The organism is Aquimarina gracilis (assembly GCF_035285365.1).
Taxonomy (GTDB): Bacteria; Bacteroidota; Bacteroidia; order Flavobacteriales; family Flavobacteriaceae; genus Aquimarina; species Aquimarina gracilis.
This window is the reverse complement of the sequence record NZ_JAYKLX010000003.1, coordinates 287,380-305,890: the sequence shown is the minus strand read 5'-3', so window position 1 is coordinate 305,890 and position 18,511 is coordinate 287,380. Positions and strand designations below refer to the sequence as shown.

Genomic DNA, 18,511 nt, shown 5'->3' with positions numbered 1-18,511 from the left:
ATCCAAGCATCGACCAAGTGTATTCAATCAACTTCTAACCTTATTCAAGCATCGACCAAACTCATTCAACTAACTTCTAACCTTATCCAAGCATCGACCAAGTGTATTCAATCAACTTCTAACCTTATTCAAGCATTAACCAAATGCATTCAACTAACTTATAACTTTATTTAAGTATCGACAAAGCGCATTCAATTAATTTTAATCCTTTACATCATTAATACGTTACTTCTTTAACTTAAAAATCTTAGGTGCAAGATTATTAATGCCCGTGATCAAATACTTCTGACCTGATTTATTTTTAATCCACCTCATTTTTCTAACCTCACCTTCAACGAGAAATCCCGAAGATTTTTGGTTCACATAATTTCCATTTTGATCACTTAGCAAAACTGTACCTCTACTAGCATCCAATCTAGAGAACTGGGGTTTAAAACTGAAATTATTACCAGCAAGGATAAGATCTAAAACCCCGTCATTATTTAAATCTTCAGTTTCTATATCACAAACACAAGATAACTGGGCACATTGCGGGAGTTCCTTTATTTCAAAATTTCCTTTACCATTATTGTAGGCTATAAAACTTGAAAAATTGTTTACACTTTTTACGGTAGTCTTTTTCAATACTTCTGAAGAAAACAACTCATCTATAGATTTTTTTGCATACTCGGCATACTTAAGATTTTGTTTTTTTAGGGAATTAATCTGACCTGTGATTTCATTTTTAAGATGGATAGGTACATCTTTTCCATTTATAGTTTGCGTGACTATCTGTTCTATGGTTCCATTATTATCAAAATCATTAATATACATTTTCATCGGCTCTATGGTAGTAGCAGTATAGATTGCATTTAAGCCTCTATTCCCAAAAACCAAATCGATATCATTATCATTATCGAGGTCTTTGGCCTTGACCGTATTAAACCAGCCGGAATGGTCATCTAGATTAGAGGGCAATATGCTTAACTTCCCATGATTGTTTTTAAAGATTTTTGGAGACATCCATTCTCCTACTACAATCAAATCTTTCTTGTTGTCTCCATCTATATCATGCCAGATAGCATCAGCAACCATGCCTACCTTTGTGATTTCGGGCGCTTTTTGAGCTGAAACATCTTTAAAATTACCTTTCCCATCATTTTCTAAAAGGAAACTTTGTGGTGAAACTCCAAAAGTACCTACTATCCCCTGGCTCCCAACAAAAATATCTATGTCTCCATCCTGATCATAATCATGTGCAGCCAATACTGAAATATTGGTATTTGTTGGTTTTATGATATTTCCTCTTGTAAAATTTCCTTTTCCATCATTGGCATAATATCTTACTCCTGTTCTTGCTCCTTTAAAGTTCCCTCCTGAGCCAATAACCAAATCCAGATCTTTATCGTTATCAATATCTTCAAAAATGGCAACAACATCCTCAAAAATTTCTTCGGTTTCAAAAGTAGTTGGTTGTAATTTTCCAGATGAAGTTTGCAAATAAAGTTTTCCTTTTTGTTTGTATGCACCTCCTATAAAAACATCATCATTTCCATCATTATTTACATCACCAATAGCCAGAGCGGGCCCCTCTTTGGATTGCATTTTGTAGATTAATCCTTCATAATCAAAATCTATATAAGGATCTTCTTTATGAGCATGGATATTATGTTCTATTTGTTCAAAATATTGCTTCTTGGCTGTAGCTTTGTTTATATGTATCGATGTTGCTTCTTCTTGATTTAATGTTACCGAAGTATTTGGCTCAACTTTTTGGACTACAATCATTTTTTTATCAGGAAAAATAACACGCAATGAATCTATAGTTATAGTTTTACCCAATCCTATGGTCATAACATAATCAATAGACGACTGAAAACCACGAGTAGGTATTAATTCTTGTCTAAGAATTTGATCCTGAGAAAAAATCTCTACTACACTACCAATTCCGAAGGTATTTTTATCTGTTCCTTTTATTTTAATTTTCAAATAGTTGTTTTCTTCTTTTTCGCTATTGTTTTTATATACCGAAACTGGCATATTAAAGTTGTTTACTATTAAATCCAGATCGCCGTCGTTATCAAGATCTCCATAAGCCGATCCATTTGAAAAAGTTGGTTCATCAAAGCCCCAATCTCTTGTTGTATTAGAGAAAGTAAGATCCTTATTGTTTTTAAAAGCATAATTAGGAATAGGTGTAGAGGGCATTTTGCTTATTATTGAATCTACTTCTTCTTTTTTTCCGGTTAATACCATGTTTTGGATGATATCATTGGCAAAGAAGTTCATAAAATCCTGGTTGGTAAGATCATGATAAATACCATTGCTTACATAAATATCGCGATACCCATCATTATCCATATCAAAAAGTAATGCTCCCCAGCTCCAATCTGTTTTGGCTACCCCACTATAAAAGGCTATTTCAGAGAATGAGTCATCACCATTATTAAGCTGTAATGAGTTTTGCATATATTGATTATAGAAGTCTCTACTTTTCTTTAATCTATATACATCGTAACTTTCAAAAGAACTTGTTTCTTTAAGACGTTGGTCATCTTCTGGCAACATATCGGTTACAAAAATCTCGGGGAAACCGTCATTATTGATATCGGCCATATCGGCCCCCATAGAAGAAATACTTAAATGTTGAACCCAATCTTTAATTTCTTCAGAAAAAGTACCGTCACCCTTATTGATATACAAATAGTCTCTTTCATAAAAGTCATTAGAAACGTAAATATCTGGGAGTAGATCTTTATTAACATCACCAATAGTTACCCCCAATCCAAAACCGATAAGACTTCCATAGATCCCAGCCGATTCACTTACATCTATAAAAACTCCATTATCATTCCTAAGTAATTTATCTCCACCTCCTTTCAAGATATCTGGGATATTCCAATCATTGGCCCTTAAGTTTCTTTTGTTCACATAACCAAGGCTACTTACCGGTATAAAACTATTGTTGAGAAGATATACATCGAGATCACCATCTTGATCATAATCAAAAAAAGCAGCATGTGTTGTAAATCCGCTATCTGCAAGATTATACTGTGATGCGTTTTCAGTAAAAGTTAAATCCCCATTATTGATAAAAAGTTCATTCTTTTGATCATCCCCTTTAACATTACCGGCATTACACACATAAATATCTAATAAACCATCGGCATTAATATCAACCATTACTACCCCGGTAGACCATGCATTTTTTCCAGTAGTTTTGGAAGATATTGAGATATCTTCGAATTGAAAATTACCCTTATTAAGGTATAGTTTATTCTCTTTTTGATTTGCAGTAAGATATATATCTGGTAAACCATCGTTATTGATATCACCAATAGCTACTCCTCCACCATTATAAAAGTTTCTGTAGGTAAAAATATTGAAGTCCTTGGTGTTATGTACACTATTAATGAAATCGATATGGGTTTCCTCTGAAGTCAATTTGGTAAACAAAGTGGTTTCAGGCTCTGTATTTTTTTCTTTAAGTGGTTTCTTATTACAAGAAATAAAAATCGCTAATATGAGACTCCCAAATATAAACTTGTTCATGTTATTCCTTTATTTTTTTACTATTTGAAGGCTATCATTATTGACTCCGAACAATAAATATTCCTGATCCTTTATTTTAATTTTTTCTATAGATCTTACCGCTCCTTGTATACCAAAATCTGATTTTGTATTCTTTTCAAAACCTCCATTGCGATCATTTAGTAAAACTACACCTTTGGATGCATCTAATCTACTTAATTGCGTGTTGATTTCATAAGTATTACCTCCTAGAATTATATCTGGATATTGATCATCATTTATGTCATCTACCAAAACATCATGTACCGAAGAAATCTGTGCTTGCCATGATAATCTTTGTGCCTTAAAGTTTAATTTCCCTGTGTTTTCAAAATATGTTGTCTCCAGGGTATAGACTTTTTTTATTTCCGATTGTTTAATCTTTGACTCTGAAAAGTAATCTTCGAACTCAGCTTTAGCAAAAGAAGCATATGACAAAAACTTTTTATTTAATTGCGGTATTTGTTTTACCAATTCATCTTTGGTAGTTATTGGAGTTTCTTTTCCTTTATAGAAATAAGTAACAATAGGATCGATTTTACCATTATCATCAAAATCATTCAGGTACAACGTAATGGGTTCTTTTTCTGACGCTTTTAGTCTTGTATTTGCACCCCAGTTTCCTGCTACGATATCTAAATCTCCGTCTTTATCCATATCATGGACCGAAACTGCGTTCCACCAACCATTTGTATTTTCTAAAGAAGGAATATGCTCTTTCCTAAAATTACCTTCACCATCATTGATCATGATTGTGATAGGCATATAATGTCCTACCAAAATCAAATCCTCAAAAGTATCCTGATTAATATCTATAAAAACGGCATCGTAAACCATACCAATGGTTGTTAACTCTTTTGACGCAACCTTTTTAAAGTAACCTTTACCATCATTTTCAAAAAGATAATTTTCTGGAGCCACCCCATATTTCCCCGGTTCGGCATTACTACCTACAAAAACATCAATATCTCCATCATGATCTATATCAGACGAAATAACTACCGAAGCATTTATCGACTCTTTTGAAAAAGCTGTTTCTTCTTTTATAAATACACCATTATTATTTTTAAATAAAGCCGGAGTGCTTTGATAATCAGGATAACTCTCGTTCCCACCATAAACCGTTACCACATCCAAATCTCCATCGAGGTCTGCATCAAAAAAGCATTGATCGATATCCTCATATTGTTTATTCAGTTCAAATTCTGGTTGTTCTTTTTTAGCAAATTTTCCACTTTGTTCCTGTAAAAAAAGTGACGCAGACTTAAACCTTCCTCCCGGGATAAATATATCTTCTAGACCATCTTTATTAATATCTAAAACTGAAATATGTGGTCCTTCATTAGAACATGCATAAGGCGCAAGGGGTTCTATATTGAAATCTTTTGTTTCATAGTCCTGATGTTTAAATTGTATTGCTCCTATTGCGGTTTTTAAATTAACAACTGTATCCTTCCTATTTACAATCTGTGCATTGTCTTCTCGAATATCAATAACCAATAATTGGTTTGCCTTTACATTTTTTCTTAGAGAACCCTGTCCACCAGGCCATTGAATTTTAATAGAGTCAATGGTATTTTGATTTCCGAATCCAAAATGCACTATTGAAGAAACGGATGACAAGTAGCCTCTGGTTCGATAAACTTCAGCTATTTGCACTTTATCTTGATTATACACAAATACTTTAGCTCCGATAGCATCAGTATTGTTTTCTGGTCCTTTAAGTTTGAGTTGTATGTAGTTATTTTGGTCCTTGGTAAGTGCAGATCTATTTTCATATATAAAAGCTTCCTGGTTGATATTATTGGTAACGATATCCAAATCTCCATCATTATCCAAATCTGCATATATAGCTCCGTTACTATAAGAAGGCATATTTTCTAGCCACGTATTTGAAACATCATTAAAGGTTAGATCCTTATTGTTTTGATAAAAGTAATTGGTCGTTTTCTTACTTGGCAATTCGTTGATTAATGCCAAATCCTCTTTGGTCATTCCTTTTTCAATTCGTTTTTGAATGTTTTCATTTGCTATAAAATTTATGAAATCCATATCATTGGTAGCTCCTTTTATTCCATTTGAAATGAAGATATCCTTATACCCATCGTTATCGTAATCGGCAATAAGTGGCGCCCAACTCCATTCTGTAGCGGCAATACCCGAATAAAAAGCTATTTCGCTGAACTGATTGTTTCCTCTATTAAGTTGTAAAGCATTTTGCATGTATTGCGGTTGGTAACCATTTTTGAGATATTGATTATAAATAGGAAAACTATGCTCAGTCCCCGAAGATTTATAGGTTACGGCGTCCTCTGGAAGCATATCTAATGACAAAATATCGGTAAGTCCATCATTATTGATGTCTGCTATATCTACTCCCATCGAAAAATGAGAGGTATGCTGAATACTATGTTGAGAGGTAACAATCTCTTTGAATGTTCCATTTTTTTGATTGATATACAGATAATCGTTTTCAAAAAAATCATTTCCCACATAAATATCCGGATAACCATCATTATTAATATCGCTGGTTGAAACTCCTAACCCATAACCAATTGCGCCTTGAAAAATTCCTGCATACCGGGTAACATCTACGTATTTACCATTGCGGTTTTGATATAATCGATCTCCGGCAAGTGCATCTATCTGTTTTCGTTTAGAACCTTTACCATAGGTCCTGTTAGGATGAACAGAATGATTTAATAAATACATATCAAGATCTCCATCCAGATCATAATCAAAAAAAATTGTTTGGGTAGAAAGGCTAGAAATATCTAAGTTATAAGTTGAAGCATCCTCTTTAAATTTTGGAACCCCCTTGTGATCTACCCCTTGATTTATAAATAGCTTATTTTTTCCTTTAATTTCTCTATAGTGACCAACCTTGCACACATAAATATCCAATAAACCATCGTTATTAATATCTACAACAGTTACCCCCGTAGACCAACCTTTGTTATCCTTAAGTATACCAGGTGTTACATCTTTAAAACGTAATCCTTTTTGATTTAGATATAGTTTATTCTCTCCTTGATTAGAGACAAAAAAAAGGTCCTCAAATTCATCATTATTAAAGTCGCCAACAGCAATTCCAGCGCCATTATAATAATACAAATATCTTAAGATATTTAGTTCTGGAGTCTCCAATAATGTATTTGTAAATGACACCCCTGTGTGAGTACTTGGGAGGATTGAAAAATGCATTATTTTTTGTTCCTTTTTACAAGAAACAAAACATGCAAGAATGCCTATCCAAATGATAATATATCTAAAGTAACTTGTCAACCTTATGCTTATTTTATTAAAATGATAAATTAGTAGAGCCCTCCAAAAATAGAAGGGCTCTACACAAACAATCTTAGCTTACTATATTACATTAATAACCAGGGTTTTGACTTAAATTTGGATTAGATAATAATGCAGTTGCTGGAATCGGGAATAAAGCTCTAAAATCATCTGTATTGATTTTCAAGTCCCATGCATCTGCAAATTTTCCAAATCTTATCAGGTCATTACGTCTCCAAAATTCTTTATATAATTCTCTACCTCTTTCATCGATTAGATCTTGTTCGGTTAATGCACCTAAGTTACTGGCATTACGAATTGTTCTTAGATCATTAACCATTGTAAGAGGGTCTCCACTACCGGTACCTCCTCTAAAAATAGCTTCTGCTTTCATTAAATGCGCATCTGCATATCTAAAGATAATTTGATGTCCTGCGAAAGCACCATTTTCTGGGTGATACTTAATCGTACGAATTCCTGTGCGCTCATTATTACCAGCCAAACCAGGAAATTGTTTTTCAAATGCTAAAGGATTACCTGGTCGATCGGTCAATGGGTTACCATTTTCATCATACTGTTGCCCAATTAAGAATCCAAATCCAATCCCTAAGTTTGATCCATCGGTTGGCACATAACCTCTTCTTTCCTCCTGTCCACTACCTGGAATATTGGTGTTTGGATCTCCTTCAAACAAGTCGTAAAACTCTGCTAGAGTAGACCACCCATTCCATCCTCCACCTGTATTATCTGAAGAATTTTGGTTGTAATGTAATCCATTCCACATTCTGTTACCAACACTAGAGATGGTAAAAAAGATTGTCTCGGTATCAACATCGGGTTTGAAAATATCAAAATATCCTGATTGCAATGCATACCCATCTGCCGTAATTTCATCAACTAGCTCAACAACTCGAGTCATATCGGCTGCTGCTGGCATTCCAGACCCTAGATAAATATGTTTATTAAGGTATAATTTTGCCAGTAAAAAATTTGCTGCAGCTTGGGTAGGCCTTAAGTTTTCATCACTTGGGCCACGCGCTGGCAAGTTTGGTAATGCAGAATTCAAATCATTCAGAATAAACTCATAAGCTTCAGGACGCGTCATTACCATAGGATTAACCTCGGGGCCATCTCCTGGGGTTCTAAATGGTGCAACACCATACATGTCCATTACCCAAAACATAGCATACGCACGTATAAACTGCGCTTCAGCTTTTTCGGCAGCGGTTGCATTGGTGGTCCGGTCATCCACTATCTGACTCGCTCTAAAAACCAACTGATTCAGATTATTCCAGTTGTTTAAGACATAAGGATGTTGGTCATCCCAAGTGTGCTCATGTAATTTTCTCCATATTCCATTATCTCCCCAGTCAGTACCCCTCGTAGGCACTAACAACTCATCTGTAGTCACTTCATTTAACGCATATAAATCTTGTTGATTTTCAACAATTCCTTTTAAATCTCCAGAATATAAATTCTCAATAAAAGGTCCGGGTTCTTCAATTCCGGTAAATTCAGTTTCAGAATCAGCAATTGAAGAATCTGATTCTTCAATTTCCAGATCTGTACAAGAAACCACTAGTAGCATCGACAACACTAGCAGTAAACTTGATTTAAAATGTTCTTTTTTCATAATTCTTTTTTTTAAAATGTCGCATTTAATCCAAATGTATATGTTCTCGGTCTTGGGAAAGCTGTATAATCTATCCCTGCCGTAGGTAAGTTGTTCAAAAGATTATTACTTGTTGTCGTTGGAGCCGTACTCACCTCAGGATCCAAACCGCTATAATCAGTTATTACAAATAGGTTTTGACCTGTGGCATACAACCTCATTGACTTAAAAACTCCATCTCCTTTTAAAGGGACATTATAACCTATTGTTGCATTTTGTAATCTTATAAAGTCTCCTTTTTCCAAGAAACGAGTAGATACATCTGCTGCATTGGTCCCCGCTTCTCCGTTTCCTATAACATCTGTGGTTACATTACGACCTCCTTGAATACTTCCCGCAGTAAAAAAGGCATTTTGTGTATTGTTATATATATAATGGCCTAACTGACCGGCAAAGAAAACAGAGGCATCCCAATTCTTGTAATTGAAACTTGTAGAAATACCTAAGTTAAAATCTGGCAATGCACTTTTTCCAACCAATACCTGTAAATCATCATTTGCAGTAATAGATTGGCCATTGGCATCAAAGCCTTGAAACTCTCTTAAAAAGTACGAAAATAAAGGCTCTCCTTCTGTTAAAATTTGCGAAAAAGCTCCTGTAAGCCCTTGTCCAAATATTGTCCCTGCATTAAATACTCCATCAAAATCTTGTAGTTCATTTTTGTTATATGCAATATTGAATCCAAAATTCCAAGTCATGTCTTCTTGTTGAATTATGTCATAATTAATCGCAAATTCTACCCCTTCATTGATAACACTACCATCTACATTGGTAAATGTAAAAGGTTGTGCAGCAGGTTGTGCAGATTGCACTTGTAACAAAAGATCCTGTGTGTCTTTTCTATACACATCTATACTACCATTTAATCTGTCATTCATAAAACCAAAGTCAATACCAATATTTAATTGAGAGGTTTCTTCCCACTTTAAATCAGGATTTTCGAAGGACACATCACTTGTTCCCGGAACTACAACTTCTCCTCCGTTTTCTATACTTGGAGCTACGAATCTTTCTCGACGAATAAAATTACCAAAACCTAATCCATCCTGATTACCTGTAATACCGTATCCCAACCTTAGCTTAAGAGTAGAAAAAGCATCTGGTGCAAAGTCTTCCTGATCAATTTTCCAGGCAAATGCACCTGATGGGAAATAACCGTATTTATTATTTTCTCCAAATCGAGAAGAACCATCTGCTCTCATTGTTGCAGTTAAGATATACTTATCTTGAATAGAATAGACTGCTCTTACAAAGTAAGATTGTAACTCATCTGTGAAATCAAAGGTGTCTCCTGTTATTGTTCTGGCAATTAAGCCATTTGGCGCTGTAAAAGGAACTCTTCCTTCGACTGTTGGCACAATTCTATTAATAAAAGCCCCTTCAATTGTTCCTCCTCCGTCTCTAATCTTATCAGAAACAATATATTGTTGATAAGGGCCATCAATATTAGCTTCAATATCATTGGCAGAATTTTCTAATCCTTCTATCATGTCATCCAAATTCGTTTCCAAGAAACCAAAAGCACCTATATTTCTACCCTTTCTTGCAAAATCTTGAAATGAATATCCTCCTAAAACCGAAAATGTGGAGTTCTCAAACTGTTTTTCATAGTTTACAGTAAATTCTAATAACCTGTTAGTGACATCAATATCATTTACTGTAGCTCTACCATTACCTGGTGTACCATTTTGTAAACCTTGAATATTTCCAGAAATAGCACTACCCCTTGTAGATTCTGAATCATCATAACCTAAATTAAGTTTTGCAGACAACCCTTCTATTATTTCATACTCCAAAGAACCATTTATTAGAACTCTATTGGTCTTTGTTTCATTTTGGCTGTTAACCAATAGACTTAGCGGGTTAACTTCTGATCCTCCTGCACTAAAGCTTGGGTTTGCTGGCCAAGTAGGGTTTGCAATATAAGCCATCCCCAACAAATCTCCTTGAAAACCTGCATCAGCACCAATTGGTGGTGATTCATCATTAACCCTAGAAATTGTCCCCTGTATGTTTACTTTAAGTTTTTCATCAAAAAAACGATGCGTTGCATTAATACGTCCTGTTATCCTTTCTAACGAACTTTTTTCAACAACACCAAATTGCTTACCATATCCAAAAGAAGCTCTAACATTACCATTAGTATAACTTTGCGCATAGGACAAATTTTGATTTTGAGAAGCGGCTCTCCTTGTAATAACATCCTGCCAGTCTGTATCTGATCCAAAATCCTGAGCTGCAACATCTCCTCCAAATTCTTGAATCGCCGCTAGGTATTGCTCTCTATTCAACAAATCGAATTCCTCTGCGGGTGCAGCTATACTAAGATTTGATGAGAATTCGAAAGTAGGTTTTGAAGAACCTCGACCGCTTTTGGTCGTTATAATTACTACCCCATTGGCTCCCCTAGAACCATAAATAGCGGTTGCAGATGCATCTTTCAGGATACTTACACTCTCTATATCATTTGGACTAATAAAATTTAGTGGGTTTCTAGAAGCACTAGATCCTACACCAATGTCACTACCACTTGCCCCGGTTTCATCACCTGCCAGCGGAACTCCATCTACAACAAATAAGGGATTATTGTTAGATCGAACAGAACTTGTACCACGAATTCTTAAATTAATGCCTGCTCCAGGTTCCCCACTAGTTTGGGTAATCTGAACCCCGGCTGTCTTACCTTGAATTAACTGTTCAGGAGATGCAATTACACCTTGATTAAAATCATCTGAACTTACAACGGCAACCGCACCTGTAGCATCTTTGACAGATTGCGTACCATATCCAATTACTACAACGGCCTCTAACTCTGCGGCATCTTCTTGCATTGTTACATTAATTGTAGTTCTACCATTAACAGGAATTTCCTGAGCTTTGAAACCTACATAACTAAAAACAATTATTGCATCTTCTGCAACATTATCAAGTGTGTAGTTCCCATCAAAATCAGTAACGGCCCCATTGCTGGTTCCCCTTACAAGAACATTTACTCCCGGAATTGGCCCTCCAGCATCAGAAACCACCCCCGAAACTGTGATTTGCGAATACAACATACTCCCCGATAAAAATACCAGCAAGAATATGAGTTTCTTAAGTATCATACTTTTCATAATATAGAGTTTGATTTAAATTTGAATTGTTTCGTTGTTTTTATGTTTTTTTAATAAAAGTGCATTTTTGTTATATTAGATAAGTAACACTGGGACATCCAAGTCTTTTTACCACATTTTGACTAATTCTGTAACTATAAAACCAAAAGTTACAAAAAAAATGGATGCCCCAATTGTTACACCTTCGAGAAGTTTTTCAATAAAACTCCTCCGCTAACAAACAAAAACTAATAAGTTCACTTTCTTTAATAATCATTTTTGTGTTTTATAAAGTTTTAAATATTAATCGAGCCGAATAATTATTCCTTGATATGGCTGAAGACATATTTGATTGTCTTCAACATCTAGTTCTGTATAATTATTTATTATTATATGTTCTATACTTGGCTTATCTTCCATAATAAAAGATGCGTCTTTTTCGCTGAAATTAAGTGCAACTATAATTCTTTGCTTTCCAAATTGCTTTTTATATATATAAAGATTAGGGTTCTCAAATTCCAGCTCTTCAAAATCACCATATACAAAAACATCATTTTCTTTTCTAACTTTTAGTAAGTCTCTGTAAAAGTTAAGAATTGAATTTGGATCACTCTCTTGTCTTCTTACGTTAATCGAATTATAGTTAGGATTAGATCGCAACCAAGGTTCGGTAATAGAAAAGCCTCCGTTTATCTCATCACTCCACTGTATTGGGGTTCTGGCATTATCTCTCCCTTCTTTATTAATCATATCCAGAGCCATTTCTTCAGAATATTTTTTGGTCTCTATATTTTCTTCATAGAAATTGAGGGATTGAACATCTTTCACCTCTTCAATAGAATTCAGTTTGATATTAGTCATACCAATTTCATCACCTTGATATATGTTTAACGTTCCATTTTGAGTCGCCTGCATTATAAAGAGCATTTTTGCCGATTCCAGCCAATATTCCTTATCATTACCAAATCGAGATACCATACGTGCAAAGTCATGATTTCCCATTGCGTTGGCCAACCAGCCTTTTTCATGTACTGCATCTCTCCATTTCTTAAAAATACGTTTCATGTTTACTAAATCGAAGGGAGAAACCTCTTCGAATTTGCCATTAACAATAGTACATTCCAAAATGTCAAAATGATATAACATATCAAGCTCCTTACGGTCATAATTTATATACAAACCCGCATTATCATGGTTAATACCTACTCCTTCTGCTAGTGAAAATGCATCATATTGACTTACTACCTTTTCATTCATCTCTTTCAAGTATTGATGTAGTGTTGGACCATTTGCATATACATCTTCTATTATCTTTCTAAAACCAACATTTGGCGCATCGGGATATCCTTCTCTTTTAGAAATCAACGGAATCACATCCATCCTAAACCCATCTACTCCTTTATCAAGCCAAAACCTCATAGCATTGTAAATCTCTTCTCGTACTTTGGGGTTTTCCCAATTTAGATCTGGTTGTTTTCGAGTAAAAAGATGTAGATAATACTCTCCAGATGCCTCATCATATTCCCATGCACTGCCTCCAAAGAAGGACTTCCAATTGTTAGGAGGCCCACCATTTGCAGATGGTTTCCTCCAATGAAAATAATCTCTATATGGACTATTCTTGGATTTCTTTGCATGTTCAAACCACTCATGCTCGTCTGAACAGTGATTTGCTACCAAATCCAAAATCAAACGCATTCCTTTCTCATGCGTTTTCTCAAGCAGTTCATCAAAATCATCCATAGAACCAAATTCTGGCATAATCGAACAATAATCGCTTATATCATATCCATTATCATCATTTGGCGAACTAAAAATTGGACTTAACCACAGTATATCCACATTAAGCTTTTGCAGATAGTCCAATTTTTCTATAATACCTCTTAAATCACCAATACCGTCATTATTACTATCATTAAAACTACGCGGATAAATTTGATAAATAGTTCCTTTTTTAAACCAAGATAGCTCCACTAATCAACTCATTAAATTTTAAACAATAATTCTATTTGTAACTTTTACTTGTACTTTAAAGTGTTTCTATATTACTACATACCACAAAACATCATCATTACATTTAGTTTAAAAAAATTGTTAAAATCTAAAAGTATTTTCACTTCATTCAGTTTTATTTTGATAAAACTACAACAATATTGGTATAGAATTTTAAACACCCAAATCTTTACATTATATATACAAAACGCTTTTTGTTATATAATGTTAAAATATAAGGTTTTGAATTTCAGATATTTAAACAAAACTTTATTAATTTCTTAACTAAATAAAAATTAAGAAAAGAGTCTTATAAGTATAGATTTTATAAAGACAGCTGTTTCTTATCTTTTTACAAAAAATTAACATTAAAATCCTTTAGAATATGGGATTATAAAGTTTAGAACATCATGTGCCATTGCATTTTTTATTCTAAATTAGCATAGTCATAATTTCACTTGAAAGCTCGAGATGTTTGGGGAAAGACTTTCGCTTAAAAAACAATTTTAGTAGGTATATGTATAAAGTATTCTCTTATCATTTATGACTATTACAAATTACTAAACTATTAAGGGAATTGAAAAGCGATATTTTAATTTAAAAAAATGCAAACGTTTGTATTATTAAATTTTTAGCAAAAATGATGTTTTAATAATAATTTTTTAACGAAATTATAATGACTTTTAAAAAAAGAAGGGTAAAACTTGAGGATATTGCCAGAAAACTTAATATTTCTATTGCGACTGTTTCGAGAGCTTTGGATAAAAATCCAAGGGTTAAGTTAAGCACTCAAGAAAAAGTTTTTAAGACAGCAGAAGCAATGGGATATATGCCAAATCAAATTGCAAAAAGTTTAAGTTCGGGCAAGACAAACATCATTGGTGTTATTATTCCAAGGTATGATGAACCCTTTTTTATAGAAGTATGTAGAGGTATTGATCATTATGCCCGAGAACACAATTATAAAATTCTAATAAGCTCTTCCAGAAATTCATTCGAATTTGAACGTGAAAATCTAAGTTCTTTTGAAAAAGGAATTGTTGATGGGATTATTCTTTCCCCCACACACGAAACAGAGACTTTTGTTCATATTAAAAGTATTATTAAAAAAGGTATCCCAGTGGTTCTTTTTGATAATATACGTGAAGAAGTCCGTGGAGCAGATCATGTTATTATAGAGGATGACAAAGCTTCATTTTCTGCCGTCGAATTTCTTATCAAAAAAGGAAAAAAAAGAATTTCATTTATTGGAGGCATTAGAGAAAAGAAAGTATTCCAAGACCGTTTTAAAGGTTATTTGGATGCCATGAAAAAATATAACATCCCGGTATATGACGATCTAATCTTACATTGTGAGTCGTTGGATAGAGAATATGAAGATGTAGAAATACAAAATTTCTTTAATAAAATTACCGCACCACCAGACGCTGTCTTTACTTGTACAGATAATTATGGTCTGCTAACCATGAAAAATCTTCTACGGCTTGGATATAAGATACCCGAAGATATTTCTGTGATTGGTTTTGGTGATCTTGGGTTAGGAGAAGTATTTGTTCCTTCATTAACGTGTATTGCGCAGCCCAGTTTTGAAATGGGTCAAAAAGTAGCAGAACTATTGATTGATCAATTTAATGAACCAAATGATGTTAATCATCGAAAAAAGGTAATAAAACTAAAAACCGAATTAGTGCTAAGGGACAGTACAACTTAATAAGAAAAATACTTCTTTAAGTTTGTCACAAAATCTTATTGTCAAAAAACAGTATATTTGATAAGAACTCGAAGTTTTTGATTCTGAGCGAGTTTCCATACTGTTTTTTCACAACAAATCATTTTACTGTCATGATCGCAAAGGTTTTTAAAAGCACTTTAATCGTTGTAACTCTACTGTTTTTTATGACCCAATCTCTTTCTTCTCAAAAAGCAGGATGGGAGATTACAACTACTAGTTCTCAAAATTACACGGGTATTGCTGCTGCAAATGGCAGAATCGGCATCTTGCCCTCCTCTAAAATTTTTAGAACCGACAAAATAATCTTAAATAATGTTTATGACAAAGAGTCTCCTCTTGGGGTTAGTAAAATTCTACTAGGAATGAATTTTGGTAACCTTGATATGTATATCAATGATGAAAAACTTGACAATACCAATATCAGTAATTGGCAGCAAACTATTGATATGAAAGAAGCCAGGTTCACCACTTCTTTTACTTATAAAAATATCGCACAAATATCTTATAGTATATATGCCCTTCGTAACGTTCCCTATGCTGGATATATAGATTTTGAAGTAAAGGCGCTAAATGAAATTACTATAGAGGTGATCGGAAAAATTCAAACACCTGAAGAGTATAAAAATCCCATTAGCACATTCAGAGTTTTGAAAGATCTGGAAACTACAATGCCTATATTACAAACGGTTGCAAAAAGTAGGTTCAACAAACATACTGTGGCCACTTCTTCCACGTTCATTTGGCATAATATTAATTCTACCAGAGAAAATCAAAGGCCAGAATTAACACATAAAAAAATTAGTGAATACGATAACCAATTGTCGTTCAAAAAAAGTATCAAAGCCAAAGAAAGTTATGAATTTGCATGGACAGCTGCGCAATGTACTACACAGGATTTTTATGATCCACAAACAGAAAGTGAACGTTTTGTAATCTTTAACTTGTTAACCCCAAAAAACAATCTGTTATCACAACATAAAAAACTATGGGATAATCTTTGGAAAGGAGATATCATAGTAGAAGGAGATCTGCCGTCACAATTAGATATACGGCTGGCGCTCTATCATTTATATGCTTTTTCGAGAGCGGATTCTAATCTAAGTATCGCACCTATGGGGTTAAGTTCCCAAGGATATAATGGTCATATTTTTTGGGATACCGAACTCTGGATGTACCCGCCATTGTTAATTCTTAATCAAGATATTGCACGCTCTTTGGTAAACTATAGATCCGATAGATTGAATATTGCCAAAAAGAAAGCTATCAATTTTGGATATAAAGGAGCTATGTTTCCCTGGGAAAGTGATGACACTGGAGAAGAAGCTACTCCCGCCTGGGCTCTTACCGGAACATTTGAACATCATATTACTGCAGATGTTGGAATAGCTTTTTGGAACTACTACAGGGTTACAAAAGACAAAAAGTGGTTAGAAGAAAGAGGTTACCCTTTATTAAAAGAAGTGGCTAATTATTGGGTTAGTCGTAGTACATTAAATAATAACGGCTCTTATTCTATCAAAAATGTAGTGGGCGCCAATGAATTTGCTCCAAATGTAGATAATAACGCATTTACCAATGGCTCTGCCATCACCTGTCTTCGATTTGCTACACTTGCTGCAAAAGAATTAAATATCACCCCAGACCAAAACTGGAACAAAGTAGCAGATAACATAGTGATTCATAAATTTGAAGACGGCACCACAAAAGAACACAGCAATTATAAAGGGGAACGAATAAAACAAGCCGATGTAAATTTATTGGCCTACCCATTGGATATCGTTAATGACATAACAACTATTAAAAAAGATTTGAAGTATTACGAACCAAAGCTTGCAAAAGAAGGTCCTGCAATGGCACAAAGTGTGTTTGCTGTGATCTATGCCCGATTAGGGGATGCAGATAATGCCTTTAGACTTTTTAAAAGAAGTTATGAACCCAACAAACGACCTCCTTTTGGGGCATTAGCAGAAGCCGCTACAAGCAACAACCCATATTTTGCAACTGGAGCCGGAGGCATGCTTCAAACTGTGATTTTTGGCTTTGCAGGATTGCATATTACTAATGAGGGAATAGTTCAAAAAAAACCTATTCTACCCAAAACCTGGAAAAAACTAATTATTACTGGCGTTGGCCCAGAAAAAAAAACCTATACGGTCGAGTAATTCTAATTTGTAGAATCTCTAACAATCAAAGATGTTTTGATTATCTCTGTTTTAGTTTTGTAATTTTCGGTAAAGTTATCGAGTTGATTTACCAAAATTTGAGCAGCCCTTGCACCTAAATCTTCGGCGTGTTGAGAAACCGTTGTTAATTTTGGATATGAATGTTTTGACAAAAGACCATCGGTAAATCCAATTACCGAAATATCTTCAGGTATCTTGTATCCCAATTTTAAGGACATATTAATAGTTACTGCTGCCGCCGTTTCATCTAATCCCAAAACTGCATCAATATCATTGGTTTTCAGGAAATTTTCTATTTCATTCTCAAAACTTTCTGAATCTCCCAAGGACAATTCTACCAATGAAACCCCATTATTTTGTGCAGTTACTTCTTTTACCCCTTCTAATCTTAACTTAGCTACGCTTAAATCTCCTATGGTCTTAATTACTGCAATTTTTCTACACCCCGTATCAACAAGATATTGAATTGCATTCTTTGAAGCTACTTTATCATCGACAATGACCTTATCACATTCGATTTCTTCGCTTACCCTGTCAAACATTACGATAGGAACATTATCTCTCTTTAAAGCCTGATAATGATCAAACTTATTTAACACCTGTGTTTCTTGACTTAATGCTACTATAAAACCATCGACACTACTATAATTTAGCATTTCTACATATTCTACTTCTTTACTATATGATTCGTTGGTAATACAGGTGACGATTTTATATCCGCTTTTTGAAGCTTCTTGCTCTATCCCAAATAATGCTTTAGCAAAGAAATGATTAAGAATTTCGGGCAAAACAACGCCAATTGTTTTTGTCTTACTACTCTTTAAACTTACAGCCAAGGCATTAGGTTTATAATTATAAAAGTCGGCCAATTCGTGAACCCGATTTATCGTTTTTTGACTAATCTCGGGGTCGTTTTTCAATGATTTAGAAACCGTAGAAATCGATAAGTTTAACTCCTTAGCGAGCTGTTTTAGTGTAACCTTTTTCCTCATAACCGTAAATTTGG

At 34.2% G+C, this 18,511-nt stretch carries 8 protein-coding genes; 2 read left to right on the top strand and 6 right to left on the bottom strand.

The window, feature by feature from the left end; all coding sequences use genetic code 11:
• Positions 1–225: 225 nt before the first annotated feature.
• The 5 genes from U6A24_RS07355 to U6A24_RS07335 form a co-directional block, all read right to left on the bottom strand.
• Positions 226–3,531 carry a VCBS repeat-containing protein gene (locus tag U6A24_RS07355; RefSeq protein WP_324179300.1) on the bottom strand — a complete coding sequence of 1,102 codons (3,306 nt, stop codon included), beginning with the start codon at positions 3,529–3,531 and terminating at the stop codon, positions 226–228.
• Between the two features lie 9 nt (positions 3,532–3,540).
• A complete protein-coding gene (locus tag U6A24_RS07350; protein ID WP_324179299.1) occupies positions 3,541–6,753 on the bottom strand; it encodes a VCBS repeat-containing protein in 3,213 nt (1,070 codons plus the stop codon).
• A gap of 172 nt (positions 6,754–6,925) precedes the next feature.
• Positions 6,926–8,467 (bottom strand): RagB/SusD family nutrient uptake outer membrane protein, encoded by a 1,542-nt coding sequence (locus tag U6A24_RS07345; RefSeq protein WP_324179298.1) that lies wholly within the window; start codon positions 8,465–8,467, stop codon positions 6,926–6,928.
• A gap of 11 nt (positions 8,468–8,478) precedes the next feature.
• Positions 8,479–11,619: a SusC/RagA family TonB-linked outer membrane protein gene (locus U6A24_RS07340; protein WP_324179297.1), complete on the bottom strand. Its 3,141-nt coding sequence runs from the start codon at positions 11,617–11,619 to the stop codon at positions 8,479–8,481.
• Between the two features lie 282 nt (positions 11,620–11,901).
• Complete coding sequence (locus U6A24_RS07335) at positions 11,902–13,572, bottom strand: glycoside hydrolase family 13 protein (protein WP_324179296.1); 1,671 nt, start codon at positions 13,570–13,572, stop codon at positions 11,902–11,904.
• Positions 13,573–14,266: 694 nt separating this feature from the next.
• Between U6A24_RS07335 and U6A24_RS07330 the strand changes: the two genes are divergently transcribed.
• Both U6A24_RS07330 and U6A24_RS07325 read left to right on the top strand, forming a co-directional pair.
• Positions 14,267–15,301, top strand: a complete 1,035-nt coding sequence (locus tag U6A24_RS07330; protein ID WP_324179295.1) for a LacI family DNA-binding transcriptional regulator — start codon at positions 14,267–14,269, stop codon at positions 15,299–15,301.
• Positions 15,302–15,432: 131 nt separating this feature from the next.
• Entirely contained in the window at positions 15,433–17,484 is a 2,052-nt protein-coding gene (locus U6A24_RS07325; protein WP_324179294.1) for a glycoside hydrolase family 65 protein, read from the top strand.
• Between the two features lie 2 nt (positions 17,485–17,486).
• Here the strand turns inward: U6A24_RS07325 and U6A24_RS07320 are convergent, their stop codons facing one another.
• Positions 17,487–18,497, bottom strand: a complete 1,011-nt coding sequence (locus U6A24_RS07320; RefSeq protein ID WP_324179293.1) for a LacI family DNA-binding transcriptional regulator — start codon at positions 18,495–18,497, stop codon at positions 17,487–17,489.
• Positions 18,498–18,511 lie beyond the last annotated feature (14 nt).

Excerpts from the sequence above, each read along its gene's own strand:
- U6A24_RS07325 (WP_324179294.1), top strand. The coding sequence starts at position 15,433 with ATGATCGCAAAGGTTTTTAAAAGCACTTTAATCGTTGTAACTCTACTG.
- U6A24_RS07350 (WP_324179299.1), bottom strand. The coding sequence starts at position 6,753 with ATGCATTTTTCAATCCTCCCAAGTACTCACACAGGGGTGTCATTTACA.
- U6A24_RS07355 (WP_324179300.1), bottom strand. The coding sequence starts at position 3,531 with ATGAACAAGTTTATATTTGGGAGTCTCATATTAGCGATTTTTATTTCT.
- U6A24_RS07330 (WP_324179295.1), top strand. The coding sequence starts at position 14,267 with ATGACTTTTAAAAAAAGAAGGGTAAAACTTGAGGATATTGCCAGAAAA.
- U6A24_RS07320 (WP_324179293.1), bottom strand. The coding sequence starts at position 18,497 with ATGAGGAAAAAGGTTACACTAAAACAGCTCGCTAAGGAGTTAAACTTA.
- U6A24_RS07340 (WP_324179297.1), bottom strand. The coding sequence starts at position 11,619 with ATGAAAAGTATGATACTTAAGAAACTCATATTCTTGCTGGTATTTTTA.
- U6A24_RS07345 (WP_324179298.1), bottom strand. The coding sequence starts at position 8,467 with ATGAAAAAAGAACATTTTAAATCAAGTTTACTGCTAGTGTTGTCGATG.